The sequence below is a fragment of the Marinomonas algarum genome (genome assembly GCF_020532605.1).
In the GTDB taxonomy this organism is placed as follows: domain Bacteria; phylum Pseudomonadota; class Gammaproteobacteria; order Pseudomonadales; family Marinomonadaceae; genus Marinomonas; species Marinomonas algarum.
The window spans coordinates 14,836-30,495 of record NZ_JAJATW010000016.1 but is presented as its reverse complement, the minus strand read 5'-3'; the positions used below and the strand labels follow the sequence as shown (position 1 = coordinate 30,495).

The window sequence follows — 15,660 nt, the reverse complement described above, 5'->3', positions numbered from 1 at the left end:
CATGGGACTTAGAAAAGTACTTGATAAAATGGAGCCTGAGTTTCACTCGGGTGGTAAATACGAAAAGTGGTACGCACTTTTTGAGGCAGTAGATACGATTTTCTATCGTCCAAGTTCTGTCACTAAAAATGGTTCACACGTTCGTGATGCGGTTGATATGAAGCGTATTATGATTCTTGTGTGGATGTGTACCTTTCCTGCCATGTTTTTTGGTATGTACAACATTGGTTTGCAAGCAAACACGGCTATGGACGCCATGGGTGTGGCGGCGGCAGACACTTGGCGTCATTCCATTATTGGCGGTTTAACCAATTACGATGCCAACAGTGTTTGGGATAATATGATTTACGGCGCAATGCACTTTTTGCCTGTTTATCTGACGACCTTCATTGTCGGTGGTTTCTGGGAAGTTCTGTTCTCTTCCGTTCGTAAGCATGAAATTAACGAAGGTTTCTTTGTTACTTCCATTCTTTTCTCTTTGTCTTTACCGGCTACGGTTCCTTTATGGCAAGTTGCCCTAGGCATCAGTTTTGGTGTGGTCTTGGCGAAAGAAGTCTTTGGTGGTACGGGTAAAAACTTCCTTAACCCTGCGCTAGCGGGTCGTGCGTTCTTGTTCTTCGCTTACCCTGCGTCTATGTCAGGTGATGCGGTATGGACAGCTGTCGACGGTTATTCTGGTGCAACAGCATTGAGCCAATTGGCTGCTGATGGTGTGGCTGGTTTAAGTGTTGCTTGGTCTGACGCCTTCTTTGGCTTCATTCAAGGCTCGATGGGTGAAACATCCACGCTGGCTATTTTGTTGGGTGGCTCAGTACTGCTGATCATGCGAATTGCTGCATGGCGAATTGTCGCCGGTGTGATGTTGGGTATGGTATTGACCTCTTTGTTATTCAATACAATTGGTTCAGATACTAATCCAATGTTCTCAACGCCATGGTACTGGCATCTTGTTTTGGGTGGCTTTGCATTTGGTATGATGTACATGGCAACAGACCCTGTTTCAGCGTCTATGACGAACCGCGGTAAGTGGTTCTACGGTGCGTTGATTGGTTTGATGGTTGTACTGATTCGTGTAGTAAACCCAGCGTACCCAGAAGGTATGATGTTGGCTATCCTATTTGCTAACTTATTCTCGCCATTTATTGACCACTTCGTAGTTCAGGCAAATATAAAGCGGAGGGTTGCACGCAATGTCTAGCAGTAACGATAGTATTAAAAAGACCATCATAGTTGCCTTTGCGTTGTGCTTAGTGTGTTCTATTTTTGTTGCGGCCGCAGCCGTTGGTCTTAAGCCTATTCAAAACACGAACAAGGATTTGGACCGTAAGCGTAATATCTTGTCAGCAGCAGGCATGTTAGAGCCTGGTAAATCTGTAGACGAAATATTCGACACGGTTGAGACGCGTATTGTTAATCTGCAAACCGGTGCTTTTGCATCGGATGCAGAGATCGAAGAGGCGGGTATTAACCCAGCAACTTATGATCAAACAGCGGCCTCTAAAGATCCTCAGTTATCTGTTGCGTTAAGCGGTGAGAATGATCCTGCGAGCATTAAGCGTCGTGTGAATTATTCTTCTGTCTATTTGGTTAAATCGCCAGAAGGTGAGATTGATCGTATCATTCTTCCTGTTCACGGCTATGGCCTTTGGTCAACCATGTACGGCTTTATGGCATTGAAAAATGACTACAACACTGTAATTGGTTTTGGCTTCTATGCTCAAGGTGAAACCCCTGGACTAGGTGGTGAAGTAGACAATCCAAATTGGAAAGCGCTGTGGAATGGTAAAGAGGTCTATAACGACAATGGTCAGGCGGTACTTCGCCTTGCTAAAGGTGGTGTAGACAGCTCTGATCCAGAAGCTATTCATAAAGTGGATGGTTTGTCAGGCGCAACGCTTACCAGTCGTGGTGTAACCAACCTGGTTCAATACTGGTTAGGCAAAGAAGGCTTTTCGCCTTTCTTAGCACAACTTCGTAGTGAAGGAGCTCAATAATGTCTAATGTGAAAAACGTTCTTTTTGGGCCAATTCTTGCGAATAACCCAATAGCTTTGCAGATTCTGGGTATTTGTTCTGCGTTAGCCGTAACCAGTAGTCTAAAAGTGAGTTTGGTTATGGCGATTGCCTTAACATTAGTCACCGCTTTTTCAGGCTTCTTTATTGCGATTATCCGTAACCATATTCCAAACAGCATTCGTATCATTGTACAGATGATCATTATTGCGTCATTGGTTATTGTGGTTGATCAAATATTGAAAGCGTTTGCGTTTGAAATCAGTAAACAGCTTTCGGTGTTTGTTGGCTTGATCATCACGAACTGTATCGTAATGGGTCGTGCTGAAGCATTTGCTATGAAAAATGGTCCTGTGATGAGCTTTATCGATGGTATCGGTAATGGCTTAGGCTACAGTGCTATGTTGCTGATTGTCGCTTTTTTCCGTGAATTGCTCGGTGCTGGTAAGTTATTTGGTGTTGAAATTTTCGCAACCATTCAAAACGGTGGCTGGTATCAGCCAAACGGTTTGATGTTGCTGCCACCAAGTGCTTTCTTTGTAATCGGTTTGGTTATTTGGGCGTTACGTTCTTACAAGAAAGAGCAAGTTGAAGCACCTGAATTCAAGATTGCAGCAAATTCTCGTTCTCAGGAGGCGCTATAAATGGAACATTTAATAAGTCTGTTTGTTAAGGCTGTTTTTGTTGAAAACATGGCGTTGGCATTCTTCCTTGGTATGTGTACTTTCTTGGCATTGTCTAAGAAAGTAGAAACAGCCATTGGTTTGGGTATTGCGGTTGTGGTGGTACTGGCTATAACGGTGCCACTCAACAATCTACTGTACAAAAACTTGCTAGCAGATGGCGCGCTTGAATGGGCGGGTCTACCTGGCGTTGATCTGAGTTTCCTCGGTCTATTGAGCTACATCGGTGTTATTGCTGCTGTGGTGCAGATACTGGAAATGACGTTAGATAAATATATGCCCGCGTTGTATAACGCTCTGGGTGTGTTTTTGCCGCTGATCACTGTGAACTGTGCCATCATGGGTGCGTCTTTGTTCATGGTTGAACGTGACTACAACTTCAGTGAAAGTCTTGTTTACGGTGTAGGCGCTGGTGTTGGTTGGGCGTTAGCGATTGCTGCGCTTGCTGGTATTCGGGAAAAGCTAAAATACTCAGATGTTCCTGCTGGTCTTCGTGGTTTAGGTATCACGTTTATCACAGTTGGTCTGATGAGTTTAGGTTTTATGTCATTCTCTGGTGTGCAGCTTTAATACGCTGCGCAGTCAGACAACCAAGAATAAGGTGTAACTAACATGGTCAACTTAGAAATTATTCTAGGTGTGGTGATGTTCACAGCTATCGTGCTTGCGTTAGTGGCAATTATCCTTGCTGCTCGTGCACGCTTGGTAAGCACTGGGGACGTTACAATTCGCATCAATGGTGAAAAAGAAGTCACGGCACCTGCTGGTGGTAAGCTGCTTCAAACTTTGGCGGACAGTGGCATTTTTCTATCTTCTGCCTGTGGCGGTGGTGGTACGTGTGCACAGTGTAAGTGTAAGGTGACAAGTGGCGGCGGTTCTATGCTGTCAACTGAGCAATCTCACTTTACGCGTCGTGATGAAAAAGAAGGTTACCGTTTGTCTTGTCAGGTTTCAGTGAAACAGGACATGGATGTAGAGGTGCCAGAAGAAGTGTTTGGTGTTAAAGCGTGGGATTGTACTGTTGAGTCGAATCCGAACGTAGCAACCTTTATCAAAGAGTTGACGTTGAAATTGCCTGAAGGTGAAAACGTTGATTTCCGTGCTGGTGGTTATGTTCAGCTAGAAGCGCCAGCTCACACGGTTAATTATAAAGACTTTGATATCGAAGAAGAGTACCGCGGTGATTGGGATAAATTTAACCTTTGGAAATTCGTTTCTAAGGTAGATGAAACCGTTATTCGTGCATACTCAATGGCAAACTACCCTGAAGAAAAAGGGTTGGTGAAGTTTAATATTCGTATTGCTTCTCCGCCTCCAGGTAAAGATGATTTGCCACCAGGGCAAATGTCTTCGTATGTCTTTAACCTGAAACCAGGTGATAAGATCAAAGTATACGGTCCTTTCGGTGAGTTCTTCGCGAAAGATACTGACGCTGAAATGGTGTTCGTTGGTGGTGGTGCTGGTATGGCGCCAATGCGTTCGCATATTTTTGATCAGCTTAAGCGTCTGCATTCAAAACGTAAGATTTCTTTCTGGTACGGTGCACGTAGTGTGCGCGAAGCATTTTATACTGAAGAGTATGACAAGCTTCAGGAAGAAAATGATAACTTTGAATGGCATTTAGCCTTGTCAGATCCTCAGCCTGAGGATAACTGGGAAGGAAAAACTGGGTTTATCCATAATGTGCTTTATGATAGCTACTTAAAAGATCACCCAGCGCCTGAAGATTGTGAGTTCTACATGTGTGGACCTCCGATGATGAACGCGTCTGTTATCAAAATGCTAGAAGACCTTGGTGTAGAAAAAGAAAATATCCTACTGGATGATTTCGGCGGCTAACACCCTAATAAAGACCCACCACACGGTGGGTCTTTATGTTATTGATCATTAAAAAGATGTTGTATGCGTAAAAAAGTATTGTTGCCTGTTTTTCTACTCGTTGTTGCAGCGGTGGTTTATCGCTTAGCCGCATTCACGCCAGAACTAATAAGTTTTTCTGGTCCAACAATGGGCACCACTTACACGGTTAAGTTTTTTACTACAGAAGATGTGGCAAGTGCTCGTGACTTAAAGAGTGACGTTGACGCCGTTTTAATCAAGGTCAATGCCTTGATGTCTACGTATGACCCAAACTCAGAACTTTCATTATTTAACAAGCTACCGGCTGGAGAGTCAGCCAATGTGAGTGAGGAGCTTGCTTACGTTATTGATAAAGCTTTGTTGATCAGTGAAATGAGTGATGGCGAATATGATGTGACGGTTGGCCCCCTCGTTAATCTTTGGGGGTTTGGACCAGGTAACCGCAATGATGTTGTGCCAAGTCAGAATCAAATAGACGAAGCAAAAGAGCGAGTGGGGTATCAGTACCTAACTCTTGACGACCGTCTTTTATCAAAACAAAAAAGCATTTATGTTGACCTGTCGTCCATTGCAAAAGGCTATGGTGTCGATGCGGTTGCTCAAGTTTTAGAGCGAAAAGGTATTACCAGTTATCTCGTTGAAGTGGGTGGTGAGATTGTGTCTAAGGGCACGAAACTTGACGATGTACCTTGGCGGATTGCGGTTGAGAGTCCAGCCGGTGGGCATGATATCGCTGAAAGAATTATTGATGTGACGGATGTGGCAATGGCGACATCCGGTGATTATAGAAATTATTTTGAAAAAAACGGCATACGCTATTCACACACGATCAATCCAGTAACTGGTCGACCTATCACACACCGTCTTGTGTCTGTTACTGTGATTGATAAGACAGCGACTATGGCAGACGGGTTAGCTACCGCTATTACGGTGCTTGGACCGAAAAAAGGGTTTGAGTTTGCCCAAGAACATGGTGTGGCGGCGTATTTGCTTGTGAAAACAGATTTTGGCTTTGAAGAGCGGCCATCGGACGCGTTTAAGCCTTATCTACAGTGATGAATTTTAATCTTAGGAGAGTCTTATGTTAACGGTTGTTTTGGCATTTGCCTTAATGTTGCTGTTGGTAACAGCGATGGCAGTGGGCGTTTTAATGGGCAGAAAGCCTATTTCAGGTTCTTGCGGTGGTATGAGCGCTTTAGGTATGGAAGTTGCGTGTGATATTTGTGGTGGTGACAAAGGTAAGTGCGACGACGAGAAAAAGAAAGGTACAGCAGAAAAGGTCTCAGAAGACACATATTACGACGCAACTAAATAATTGGACGATGAAGAGGATATTATGACAACAAGACATTATGATGTGGTGGTTTTAGGTACGGGCCCTGCCGGTGAAGGCGCAGCCATGAATGCTGTGAAAGCTGGCAAAAGAGTTGCTGTTGTTGAAGCAAGCTCTCAGGTAGGCGGTAGCTGTACACATCTTGGTACTATCCCATCAAAAGCGTTGCGTCACGCTGTAAAAGAAATCATCGTATTTAATACTAATCCAATGTTCCGAGACATCGGTGAGCCGCGTTGGTTCTCATTCCCAAAAGTGCTAGATCGTGCGAACCGAGTGATTGATAAGCAGGTATTGGGTCGTACAGAGTATTACGCTCGTAATCGTATCGATATTTATTTTGGTCGTGGCAAGTTCAAAGATGCGAATACCATCGAAGTGAACACGTACGACAAAGGTCCAGAGTTATTGGTTGGTAAAAAAGTGGTTATTGCGACAGGTTCACGCCCTTACCGTCCTACAAATATTGATTTCACGCACCCTCGTATTTATTGCTCTGACAGTATTTTGAGCCTAAGTCATACACCGCGTTCTTTGATTATTTACGGGGCTGGTGTTATTGGTTGTGAGTATGCGTCTATTTTCTGTGGTCTGGGTGTTAGAGTTGAACTGATTAACCCAGCGAAGAAATTGTTGAGCTTCTTGGACGATGAAATTACGGATGGTCTGAGTTATCACCTACGTGATAGCGGCGTTTTGATTCGACATAATGAGACTTATGATTCGGTCGAGACAACCGATCGCGAAGTTATTATGCACACTGCATCGGGTAAGAAGTTAAGAGCAGATGCCTTATTATTCTGTAACGGCCGCTCAGGCAACACAGATAACCTTGGGCTGGATGTCATTAATTTGGAGGCAAACAGTCGCGGTCAGCTTGCGGTAAATGATACTTATCAAACGCAAGTTGAAAATATCTACGCCGTGGGTGACGTGATTGGTTGGCCAAGCCTTGCGAGTGCCGCGTTTGACCAAGGTCGAGCGGCTGCGGCTAACATGTTTGACCTAGAAAATGGTGAGTTTATTAGTGAGGTTCCAACAGGCATCTACACTATTCCTGAAATCAGTTCTGTTGGTAAAACCGAGTCAGAGTTGACTGCTGAGAAAGTGCCCTACGAAGTGGGTCGTGCCTTTTTCAAGCACACAGCGCGTGCGCAAATTACCGGTGAGGCGGTGGGGATGTTAAAGATTCTTTTCCACCGTGAAACACTTGAAATACTGGGCATTCATTGTTTCGGTGACCAAGCTTCTGAGATTGTTCATATCGGTCAAGCGATCATGAAACAACCAGGAGAGCAGAATTCACTTAAATATTTCCTAAACACAACGTTTAACTACCCAACCATGGCGGAAGCCTACCGTGTTGCTGCATTAAACGGGATTAACCGGGTGTTTTAAATTCAGCTAGACTGAATAAGTCCAATGAAAAAGCCGTTACTCTTGTAACGGCTTTTTTGTGTCAGGATGAGATAGATTCACATCTAGTTAGCTGCCTTTGACTGCATAGATACCTTTAAGGTTTCTAAAGTAACCTTTGTAATCCATGCCGTAACCAAACAGGAAGCGATCCGCAACGTCTGTTCCGATGTAATCGGGCTGCATGTCAGTTTTCCGATCGTGTAGTTTATTGATAACAGTAGCTGTACTCACACTGCTTGTGCCTTGTTGCTCTAACCACTCAATGATTGCTTGCAGAGTGTGGCCTTGGTCAAAGATATCGTCAATGACCAAAATGTGGCGATCTTTTAGACTGGTTTGTGGATAGCTCAACCAATTAAGAGCCGCTCCCTCAGTCTCCATGCCATATCGAGTAGCGTGTATGTAATCGACTTCAAGTGGGAAAGAAAGGCGCTCTATCAAAGCGGCGGTTGGAATCAGTCCGCCATTCATTACACACAAGACCAGAGGCAACTTATCTGAAAGGTCAGCTGTGATCTGAGAGGCTATTTTGTCGAGTGCTTCATTAATGCTTGCTTCGTCGACTAAGCAATCTGCTTCCTCTAAAATTTTGTTTAGTTCGTCGATCTTGTCTGTCATGGTGGGCCCTATGAATAAAATTTTTGCGATTTTACATTAATCTTGACCGTATGCTAAGTATTTATATTGTGCAGTGTGGCACAGAAGCAAATTGAGGTAAGCACAATCAACCAGGAGCTTTGTAACCAAACAAGAAAAATAGGGATGGCCGCAAAGGCACCATAGACAACTTGGTAGCTGGTAAAAAACTGAGCAAAAGAACCGAATATGGTATTCAAAATATACAACCCTAAGCTGCCTACGAGTGCAGCTAATGATGCCCATTTTAGAGAGACATCTGCGTTAGGCGTTAAGAAGTTTAATGTTAACAGCATAAGGAAATACAGCAGGATGCTCCCAAGTTCTAGGAGGCTGTTTAACAGTGTGTTGACCTGTGTATCGTAAATTTGTAAAGAGATAAGCGTGCCATATAAGCTTAACGTGGCGGCAAAAAGAATGGGGCCCAACGTTAATATGGCCCAATAGGTTAAAAGTCGCTCACGAATTTTCCTAAGTTGCTTAATGCCCCATATAGACTGCACGCTGCTTTCAAAACTGTTTAGTAACAGAAGTGCTGTGACAAAAAGTGCTACCAAGCCGGCAACCGGTAGATTTTTTGTTTGCGATGAGAAGGTAATCAAATAAGGCATAATAATGTCACTTGAGCCAGGTGCAAGGTGTTGTTCAATCAATTGAAAAAGCTGACTCTGCATCGCTTCTAATGCTGGAGTGAAGCTTAATATACCGACAATAATGGTAATAATAGGCACCGCAGCCAGCAGGCTGGATAGGGTTAGCTGCGCGGCTTTTTGTGACAAGCTACTGTTTTGAAATCGTGATGCGGTTAAAAGGGTGTAACGTTTTATCGTAAGAAAGTAGGCAATTGTTCTTTGAGACATTGTTTTACCGATAAGTATGGAATAGGTTCACGCTATCATAGCGAGTAAGAGAAGATAAAGCCTCTTTAGAGAGATTAAAATTATGATTGTCATGCACATTGCACAAGAATAGTGCATATTAAAGATAGTTGTGTCATTTTGGCGCATTTAGGTTGTGTCTATATAGGGTTGGCTATATAATTCGTCTTGTTCCTTTTGTGATATTTGTGCTGCGGCATAGTGAATATTAACTATTCTCGGTTCCTTAGTTACAAATAGTCATTTTAGCCCAGTTTTACTGGGCTTTTTTATGTCTATTGGTTGACGATTGTTATTCCGTCTCTATAATAGCCTCCCACATGAAATGTAATGAGATTAGTTCCGTTAGCTCAGTTGGATAGAGCAACCGCCTTCTAAGCGGTAGGTCACTGGTTCGAATCCAGTACGGAGCACCATTTCAGTCCGTTACTTTATTTAATTTTATTTAGGTTTTGTTGGTCACCGTCGCTCTAGTTTGTCGTTAACAACGATAGGTCCAGCAAATTAAAGCAAGTTCCCGAGAGGAAGTTTTATGCAAGTTTCTGTAGAGACAACGTCTCCAATCGAGCGCGTTCTTACCATCACTGTTCCCGCTGCTCGCGTTGACGAAAAAGTAAATGCTGAAGTGGTTAAAACAGCTAAGAAAGCTCAAATCGACGGCTTTCGTAAAGGTAAAGTTCCAGTTAGTGTGATCAAAAAACGTTACGGTCAAGGCATTCGTTTAGATGCTGTTGAGCAAATCATGCGTGATGTTTATGTTGAAGCCATTCAACAAGAGTCTATTCAGCCTGCTGGCATGCCTTCAATTGAACCAAAGAGCATCGCCGAAGGTGCCGATCTTGAGTTCGTTGTTAAAGTAGAAGTTTACCCAGAAGTTGTTCTTGCAGATAACGCCACAATTGCTGTTGAGCGCGTTTTATCTGAAGTAACTGACGCAGATGTTGATACAATGCTTGAAACCTTGCGTAAACAAAATGCAGACTGGTCTGCTGTTGAGCGCGAAGCAATTGATGGCGATCAGGTAACAATTGATTTTGTTGGTTACCTTGGTGAAGAAGCATTCGAAGGCGGTGCTGCAGAAGGACACAAGCTTGTTCTTGGTTCTAACACTATGATTCCTGGATTTGAAACAGGTATCGTTGGTGCTAAAGCAGGCGAAGAGCGCACAATTACAGTGACGTTCCCTGAAGACTACCAAGCTGAAAACTTGAAAGGCAAAGAAGCAACTTTCAAAATTACGGTTTCTGAAGTAGCAGAGCAAATTCTTCCAGAGTTAAACGATGCTTTTGTTGAAAAATTCGGTCTTGAAGAAGCAACAATCGATGCTCTTCGCGCTGAAGTTCGTAAAAACATGGACCGTGAGTTGAATCAAGCGGTTAAGTCTAAACTTAAGAATGCTTTGTTTGAAGGTTTGTCTTCTATCAATGAAGTTGAAGTTCCTTCAGCACTTATTGATCAAGAAGTGGATGCTTTACGTAAGCAAGCTGCACAGCAATTTGGTGGGGAAGGTTTTGATGCTTCTCAATTACCTGCTGAGCTTTTCCAAGAAGAAGCGAAGAAACGCGCTAAACTTGGTCTGCTGATTTCTGAAGTGATTAAGCAAAATGATATGAAAGTTGATGACGATCGTGTTCGTACTTTCTTGGAAGATATGGCTCAAGCCTACCAAGAACCGCAACAAGTTGTTGATTTTTACTTGAAGAACAAAGAACAACTCGCTCAAGTGCAATCTGCTGTACTTGAAGAGCAAGTTGTTGATAAACTGCTAGAATCTGCTCAAGTTACTGAAGTAACATTGGGCTACGAAGACGCTATCAAGCCAAATGCCCAAGCTGAAGAGGCTGGGGAAGAAGCATAAGACGAGTCTTATCTCTTTAATAAGGTCGACATAGCTTTGCTATGTCGACCTTTTTGTTTTAAGGAATGTGATATGAATTTGATGAACCCAACTACCGGTCCTGTCGCTATTACTAGTAATGGTCTTGTTCCTATGGTTATTGAGCAAACTGCTCGTGGAGAAAGGTCATTTGATATTTACTCACGCTTGCTCAAGGAGCGAGTGATTTTCTTGGTTGGTCAAGTTGAAGATCACATGGCCAATCTTGTTGTTGCACAGCTTTTGTTTTTAGAATCTGAAAACCCAGATAAAGACATTCACTTGTATATCAATTCTCCAGGCGGTTCGGTAACCGCCGGTATGTCTATTTACGACACTATGCAGTTTATCAAGCCTGATGTAAGCACTATGTGTATAGGTCAAGCGGCAAGCATGGGTGCGTTACTGTTGACAGCGGGTGCTGAAGGTAAGCGTTACTGTCTGCCAAATTCTCGTGTCATGATTCACCAGCCATTAGGCGGATACCAGGGACAAGCTTCTGATATTGAAATCCACACGCGTGAGATTTTAAGTATTAAGCATAAGCTGAATGAAATTATTTCTTTCCATACTGGTAAGCCAATCGAGCAAGTGGCTATTGATACGGATCGTGATAATTTCATGAATCCCCAGACTGCAAAAGATTACGGTCTCATTGATGAGATTTTGCAGAAACGAACTGTTTAAGGAAGGGTGGGAGAATACATGTCAGATGATAACTTTAGCCGTGGCGACCACTCGGATCGGCTATTATATTGCTCTTTTTGTGGAAAGAGTCAGGACGAAGTAAAAAAGCTGATTGCTGGGCCATCGGTTTACATTTGTAATGAGTGTGTGGATCTATGCAATAACATCATTACGCAAGAGCTTTCTCAGTTAAATGAAGAAGGTGAATCGTCAGATGAATTACCGACGCCTGAAAAGCTGAGTGCTGCACTTGATGACTATGTTATTGGACAAGACAGAGCTAAGAGAGTGTTGGCTGTGGCTGTCTACAATCACTATAAGCGCTTGCGTCATCAAGGTAAAACGGACAACACCATTGAGCTTGGCAAAAGTAACATCTTGCTGATTGGCCCTACAGGCAGTGGTAAAACTTTGCTGGCTCAAACGTTAGCTCGTGTATTAGATGTTCCTTTTACAATTGCAGACGCTACAACGCTGACGGAAGCCGGTTATGTCGGTGAAGATGTAGAAAACATCATTCAGAAACTGCTGCAGAACTGTGATTACGACGTAGAAAAAGCACAGCGTGGTATTGTTTATATTGATGAGATCGATAAGATTTCAAGAAAATCAGACAATCCATCCATCACCCGTGATGTTTCTGGTGAAGGCGTTCAGCAAGCGTTGCTTAAGTTGATTGAAGGAACGGTTGCCTCTGTGCCGCCTCAAGGTGGTCGAAAGCATCCTCAGCAAGAATTTTTGCAAGTTGATACGTCAAATATATTGTTTATTTGTGGTGGTGCTTTCGCTGGATTAGAGCGTGTAATCAGCGACAGAACAGAAAAAAGCAGTATTGGTTTTTCTGCAATGGTGAAAAGCAAAGACGAAGGTAAATCTTTCTCCGAAGCTGTGCATCGTGTTGAGACAGAAGATTTGGTTAAATTCGGCTTGATTCCTGAGTTTGTGGGCCGTTTGCCTGTAGTGGCAACGCTTTCTGAACTTGATGAAGAAGCTTTAATGACCATTCTTAGCCAACCTAAGAATGCGTTGGTGAAACAATACCAGCATTTGTTCGAACTTGAAGGCGTTGAGCTAGAGTTTACCCCAGAATCTTTGAGTGAGGCCGCTAAACTGGCCTTGGAGCGTAAAACCGGTGCACGGGGATTGCGTAGTATCTTAGAGTCTTCTTTGCTTGATTGTATGTATGAACTGCCAACACGTAATGATGTGGTTAAAGTTGTGATGGATGGCTCCGCTATCCGTGGTGACTCTCAACCTCTGCTCGTACTGGAAAAAGAAGAAGCATCAAAGAACGCCTAATGCTTTCTTACCCATAACTTGTTCTGGGTATGCCCTTCAAAGGCCGGATTTAAGTCTCATCACTTAAATCCGGCCTTTTTCGTTGTGAAGCTTGTAATTTGAACCTTTGACCCTATCTCTTTCGTATTAATCATTTAAATATCAAAGTGCGCTTATGTTGATGCGCCCAGACAGGAAGAAAATATGACAGATTCTTTATCGCTGCCAATGCTGCCACTTCGAGATGTGGTTGTGTACCCACATATGGTGCTGCCCCTGTTTGTTGGTCGAGCTAAGTCTATTGCGGCTCTCGAATCAGCCATGGAAAATGACAAGTTTGTGTTTTTGGTTGCTCAGCAAGATGCCTCCAAAGATGATCCGACTTTTGATGACTTATACACCATTGGTACCACGGCCAAAGTCATGCAATTACTGCGTTTACCCGATGGCACAGTAAAAGTGCTTGTCGAGGGAAGCAGTCGCGCACGACTTGAAAAGATAGAAGAGGTGGAAGGTTTTTCTTTAGGTCACATTACTGAAATTGAGAATAAGGTAGAAGATCAATCTGAGCATGGAGTTATTCGTCATGCTTTATTGAAGCAGTTAGACGAATACGTCGCTGGAAGTAAACGGATTCCCGCTGAAGTCGTTGCGTCGCTTAAGTCCATTGATGACCTTTCTAAGTTGATCGATAACATTACCGGTCACATGAGCCTTAAGCTTGAAGATAAGCAAAAAGTGCTAGAAATTGACTCGTTGACGGGGCGTGGTGAATATCTTATCGGTTTGATGGATGGTGAGCTTGATATTGCTCATTTAGAAAAAAGCATTCGCAGCCGTGTTAAAAAGCAGATGGAAAAAAGCCAACGCGAGTATTATTTGAATGAGCAAATGAAAGCCATTCAAAAAGAGCTGGGTGATATGGAGGACGGCAGCAACGAGCTTGATCAATTGCAGGAAAAAATTGATTCAGTAGGCATGTCCGACGAAGCCAAAGAGAAAGCCGAAGGTGAGCTGAAAAAGCTCCGTATGATGTCGCCTATGTCGGCTGAAGCGGCCGTGGTTCGTGGATACATTGATTGGTTAACTTGTCTGCCTTGGAAAAAACGCAGTAAAGTGCGTAATGACCTGGCCTACGCTGAAAAAGTCTTAAACCAAGACCATTATGGCCTACAAGACGTAAAAGAACGTATTCTTGAGTTCCTTGCTGTCCAGCAGCGTGTGAAAAAAGTCAAAGGGCCTGTGTTGTGTTTGGTTGGGCCACCAGGGGTGGGTAAGACATCGTTAGGCCAATCCATTGCGAAAGCGGTTAACCGCCAGTACGTTCGCATGGCCTTAGGTGGGGTTCGTGATGAAGCTGAGATCCGTGGTCACCGTCGAACGTATATTGGTTCATTGCCAGGGAAACTTTTGCAAAAACTGGCAAAAGTGAAGGTGAAAAATCCACTCTTCTTGTTAGATGAAATTGACAAAATGGGTATGGATCAGCGTGGTGATCCGGCTTCTGCGTTGTTAGAAGTGCTTGATCCTGAACAAAATCATACGTTTAACGACCATTATCTTGAAGTAGATTTTGACCTATCAGATGTGATGTTTATTTGTACTTCAAACAGCATGAATATCCCTGGCCCCTTGTTAGATCGTATGGAAGTGATTCGTATTCCTGGTTACACCGAAGATGAAAAACTGAACATTGCTAAGCGTTACCTCTTACCCAAGCAAGTGAAGTTATCTGGCCTAAAAGAGGCTGAGATCAGCATCACAGACGATGCCTTAATGGATGTTATTCGCTTTTATACAAAAGAAGCGGGTGTACGTGGTTTAGAGCGCGAACTCAGTAAGATTTGTCGTCGTGTTGTTAAAAAGCAGGCTTTGGGTGCGAAAAAAGGGGCGAAATGTGTGGCGGTAACGGCCGAAAATCTTGAAGATTTTTCGGGCGTTCATAAATTCAGCTATGGCAAAGCAGAAGAAAAGAACCAAATAGGTCAAGTGACAGGATTGGCTTGGACATCGGTAGGGGGTGAGTTACTAACCATCGAGGCTGCGGGTGTGGTCGGTAAAGGTCGCCACGTGAAAACCGGCTCTTTGGGTGATGTAATGCAAGAATCGATACAGGCGGCATTGACCGTTGTAAGAAGTCGTGCTGTCGGCTTGGGTATCGATGAAGATTTCCACGAAAAGACCGATTTGCATTTACACGTACCGGAAGGAGCGACGCCAAAAGATGGGCCTAGTGCCGGCGTGGCTATGTGTACAGCGATTGTTTCAGTCTTGACTAAGATCCCCGTAAAAGCGTCTGTGGCCATGACAGGTGAGATTACATTGCGCGGTGAAGTGCTTCCTATAGGAGGACTAAAAGAGAAGTTACTGGCGGCACACAGAGGTGGTATTAAAACCGTGATTATTCCTCAAGAAAACGCCCGTGATTTGAAAGAAATACCCGATAATATTAAGGCAGATATCGACGTTGTTCCGGTTAAATGGATCGATGAAGTGCTGGATATTGCTTTAGAGTACATTCCTTCACCAAAAAAGGTAGAAACCTTACCTTCAGGTGAAAAAACTGTTGATGAACAAGAAACTGTCAGTCATCATTAGGCACATAGTGTGTGTTGACAGGGAGTAGGTTGGGCTTGTATAACTCTCGCTCGACCTTGTTGGTAGGCATTGACACTGTGCCGAAAATAGTAAGGAATCAAGAAAATACTGAAGGGGTACAACGTGAACAAATCTGAATTGATTGATGCTATTGCAGCGTCTGCTGACTTATCTAAAGCGTCTGCTAGCAATGCTCTTGATGCGACTTTAAAAGCCATTGAAGCGGCTTTAGCAAAAGGTGACCAGGTTACATTAGTTGGTTTTGGTACCTTTGCAGTCAAAGAGCGTGCAGCTCGTACAGGTCGTAATCCTCAAACTGGTGAGGAAATCCAAATTAAAGCAGCGAAAGTTCCTGGGTTTAAGGCCGGTAAAGGTCTTAAAGACGCTGTAAATTAATGTT

Annotated in this window: 15 protein-coding genes and 1 tRNA gene; 14 read left to right on the top strand and 2 right to left on the bottom strand. The window is 43.5% G+C overall.

The window, feature by feature from the left end; all coding sequences use genetic code 11:
• Position 1 precedes the first annotated feature (1 nt).
• From LG368_RS11025 to sthA, 8 genes are all read left to right on the top strand, one after another.
• On the top strand, positions 2–1,198 hold the full coding sequence (locus tag LG368_RS11025; protein WP_226754775.1) for an NADH:ubiquinone reductase (Na(+)-transporting) subunit B: 1,197 nt from the start codon (positions 2–4) through the stop codon (positions 1,196–1,198).
• The gene (locus tag LG368_RS11020) at positions 1,191–1,994 is read left to right on the top strand and encodes a Na(+)-translocating NADH-quinone reductase subunit C (protein ID WP_226754774.1); all 804 of its coding nucleotides are present in this window, start codon (positions 1,191–1,193) and stop codon (positions 1,992–1,994) included. Before LG368_RS11025 ends, LG368_RS11020 begins: the two co-directional genes overlap by 8 nt.
• A complete protein-coding gene (locus LG368_RS11015; protein ID WP_226754773.1) occupies positions 1,994–2,656 on the top strand; it encodes an NADH:ubiquinone reductase (Na(+)-transporting) subunit D in 663 nt (220 codons plus the stop codon). The genes LG368_RS11020 and LG368_RS11015 overlap by 1 nt, the downstream gene beginning before the upstream one ends.
• Positions 2,657–3,265, top strand: a complete 609-nt coding sequence (nqrE, locus tag LG368_RS11010; RefSeq protein WP_211536527.1) for an NADH:ubiquinone reductase (Na(+)-transporting) subunit E — start codon at positions 2,657–2,659, stop codon at positions 3,263–3,265.
• A gap of 42 nt (positions 3,266–3,307) precedes the next feature.
• The gene (gene nqrF, locus LG368_RS11005) at positions 3,308–4,534 is read left to right on the top strand and encodes an NADH:ubiquinone reductase (Na(+)-transporting) subunit F (RefSeq protein WP_226754772.1); all 1,227 of its coding nucleotides are present in this window, start codon (positions 3,308–3,310) and stop codon (positions 4,532–4,534) included.
• 63 nt (positions 4,535–4,597) lie between these two features.
• The gene (locus LG368_RS11000) at positions 4,598–5,611 is read left to right on the top strand and encodes an FAD:protein FMN transferase (RefSeq protein WP_226754771.1); all 1,014 of its coding nucleotides are present in this window, start codon (positions 4,598–4,600) and stop codon (positions 5,609–5,611) included.
• A gap of 25 nt (positions 5,612–5,636) precedes the next feature.
• Positions 5,637–5,870, top strand: a complete 234-nt coding sequence (nqrM, locus tag LG368_RS10995; protein WP_226754770.1) for a (Na+)-NQR maturation NqrM — start codon at positions 5,637–5,639, stop codon at positions 5,868–5,870.
• A 21-nt stretch (positions 5,871–5,891) separates the two neighbouring features.
• Positions 5,892–7,286 carry a Si-specific NAD(P)(+) transhydrogenase gene (gene sthA / locus LG368_RS10990; RefSeq protein WP_226754769.1) on the top strand — a complete coding sequence of 465 codons (1,395 nt, stop codon included), beginning with the start codon at positions 5,892–5,894 and terminating at the stop codon, positions 7,284–7,286.
• A gap of 87 nt (positions 7,287–7,373) precedes the next feature.
• On the opposite strand, the gene LG368_RS10985 is transcribed toward sthA, so the two are convergent.
• Both LG368_RS10985 and LG368_RS10980 read right to left on the bottom strand, forming a co-directional pair.
• Positions 7,374–7,925, bottom strand: a complete 552-nt coding sequence (locus tag LG368_RS10985) for a hypoxanthine-guanine phosphoribosyltransferase (RefSeq protein WP_226754768.1) — start codon at positions 7,923–7,925, stop codon at positions 7,374–7,376.
• Between the two features lie 53 nt (positions 7,926–7,978).
• Entirely contained in the window at positions 7,979–8,803 is an 825-nt protein-coding gene (locus tag LG368_RS10980; protein WP_226754767.1) for a YihY family inner membrane protein, read from the bottom strand.
• A 357-nt stretch (positions 8,804–9,160) separates the two neighbouring features.
• On the opposite strand from LG368_RS10980, the gene LG368_RS10975 reads away from it, so the two are divergent.
• The 6 genes from LG368_RS10975 to LG368_RS10950 all read left to right on the top strand — a co-directional run bounded on the left by LG368_RS10975 (position 9,161) and on the right by LG368_RS10950 (position 15,656).
• Positions 9,161–9,237: transfer RNA gene (locus LG368_RS10975), tRNA-Arg, on the top strand.
• A gap of 116 nt (positions 9,238–9,353) precedes the next feature.
• Positions 9,354–10,679, top strand: coding sequence for a trigger factor (tig, locus tag LG368_RS10970; RefSeq protein ID WP_226754766.1), 1,326 nt, complete (start codon positions 9,354–9,356; stop codon positions 10,677–10,679).
• A 72-nt stretch (positions 10,680–10,751) separates the two neighbouring features.
• Complete coding sequence (gene clpP, locus LG368_RS10965; RefSeq protein WP_226754765.1) at positions 10,752–11,384, top strand: ATP-dependent Clp endopeptidase proteolytic subunit ClpP; 633 nt, start codon at positions 10,752–10,754, stop codon at positions 11,382–11,384.
• 18 nt (positions 11,385–11,402) lie between these two features.
• Positions 11,403–12,683, top strand: a complete 1,281-nt coding sequence (clpX, locus tag LG368_RS10960; RefSeq protein WP_226754764.1) for an ATP-dependent protease ATP-binding subunit ClpX — start codon at positions 11,403–11,405, stop codon at positions 12,681–12,683.
• 183 nt (positions 12,684–12,866) lie between these two features.
• On the top strand, positions 12,867–15,260 hold the full coding sequence (gene lon / locus LG368_RS10955; RefSeq protein WP_226754763.1) for an endopeptidase La: 2,394 nt from the start codon (positions 12,867–12,869) through the stop codon (positions 15,258–15,260).
• A 123-nt stretch (positions 15,261–15,383) separates the two neighbouring features.
• Positions 15,384–15,656, top strand: coding sequence for an HU family DNA-binding protein (locus tag LG368_RS10950; protein ID WP_012069435.1), 273 nt, complete (start codon positions 15,384–15,386; stop codon positions 15,654–15,656).
• The last annotated feature ends 4 nt before the right edge of the window (positions 15,657–15,660 follow it).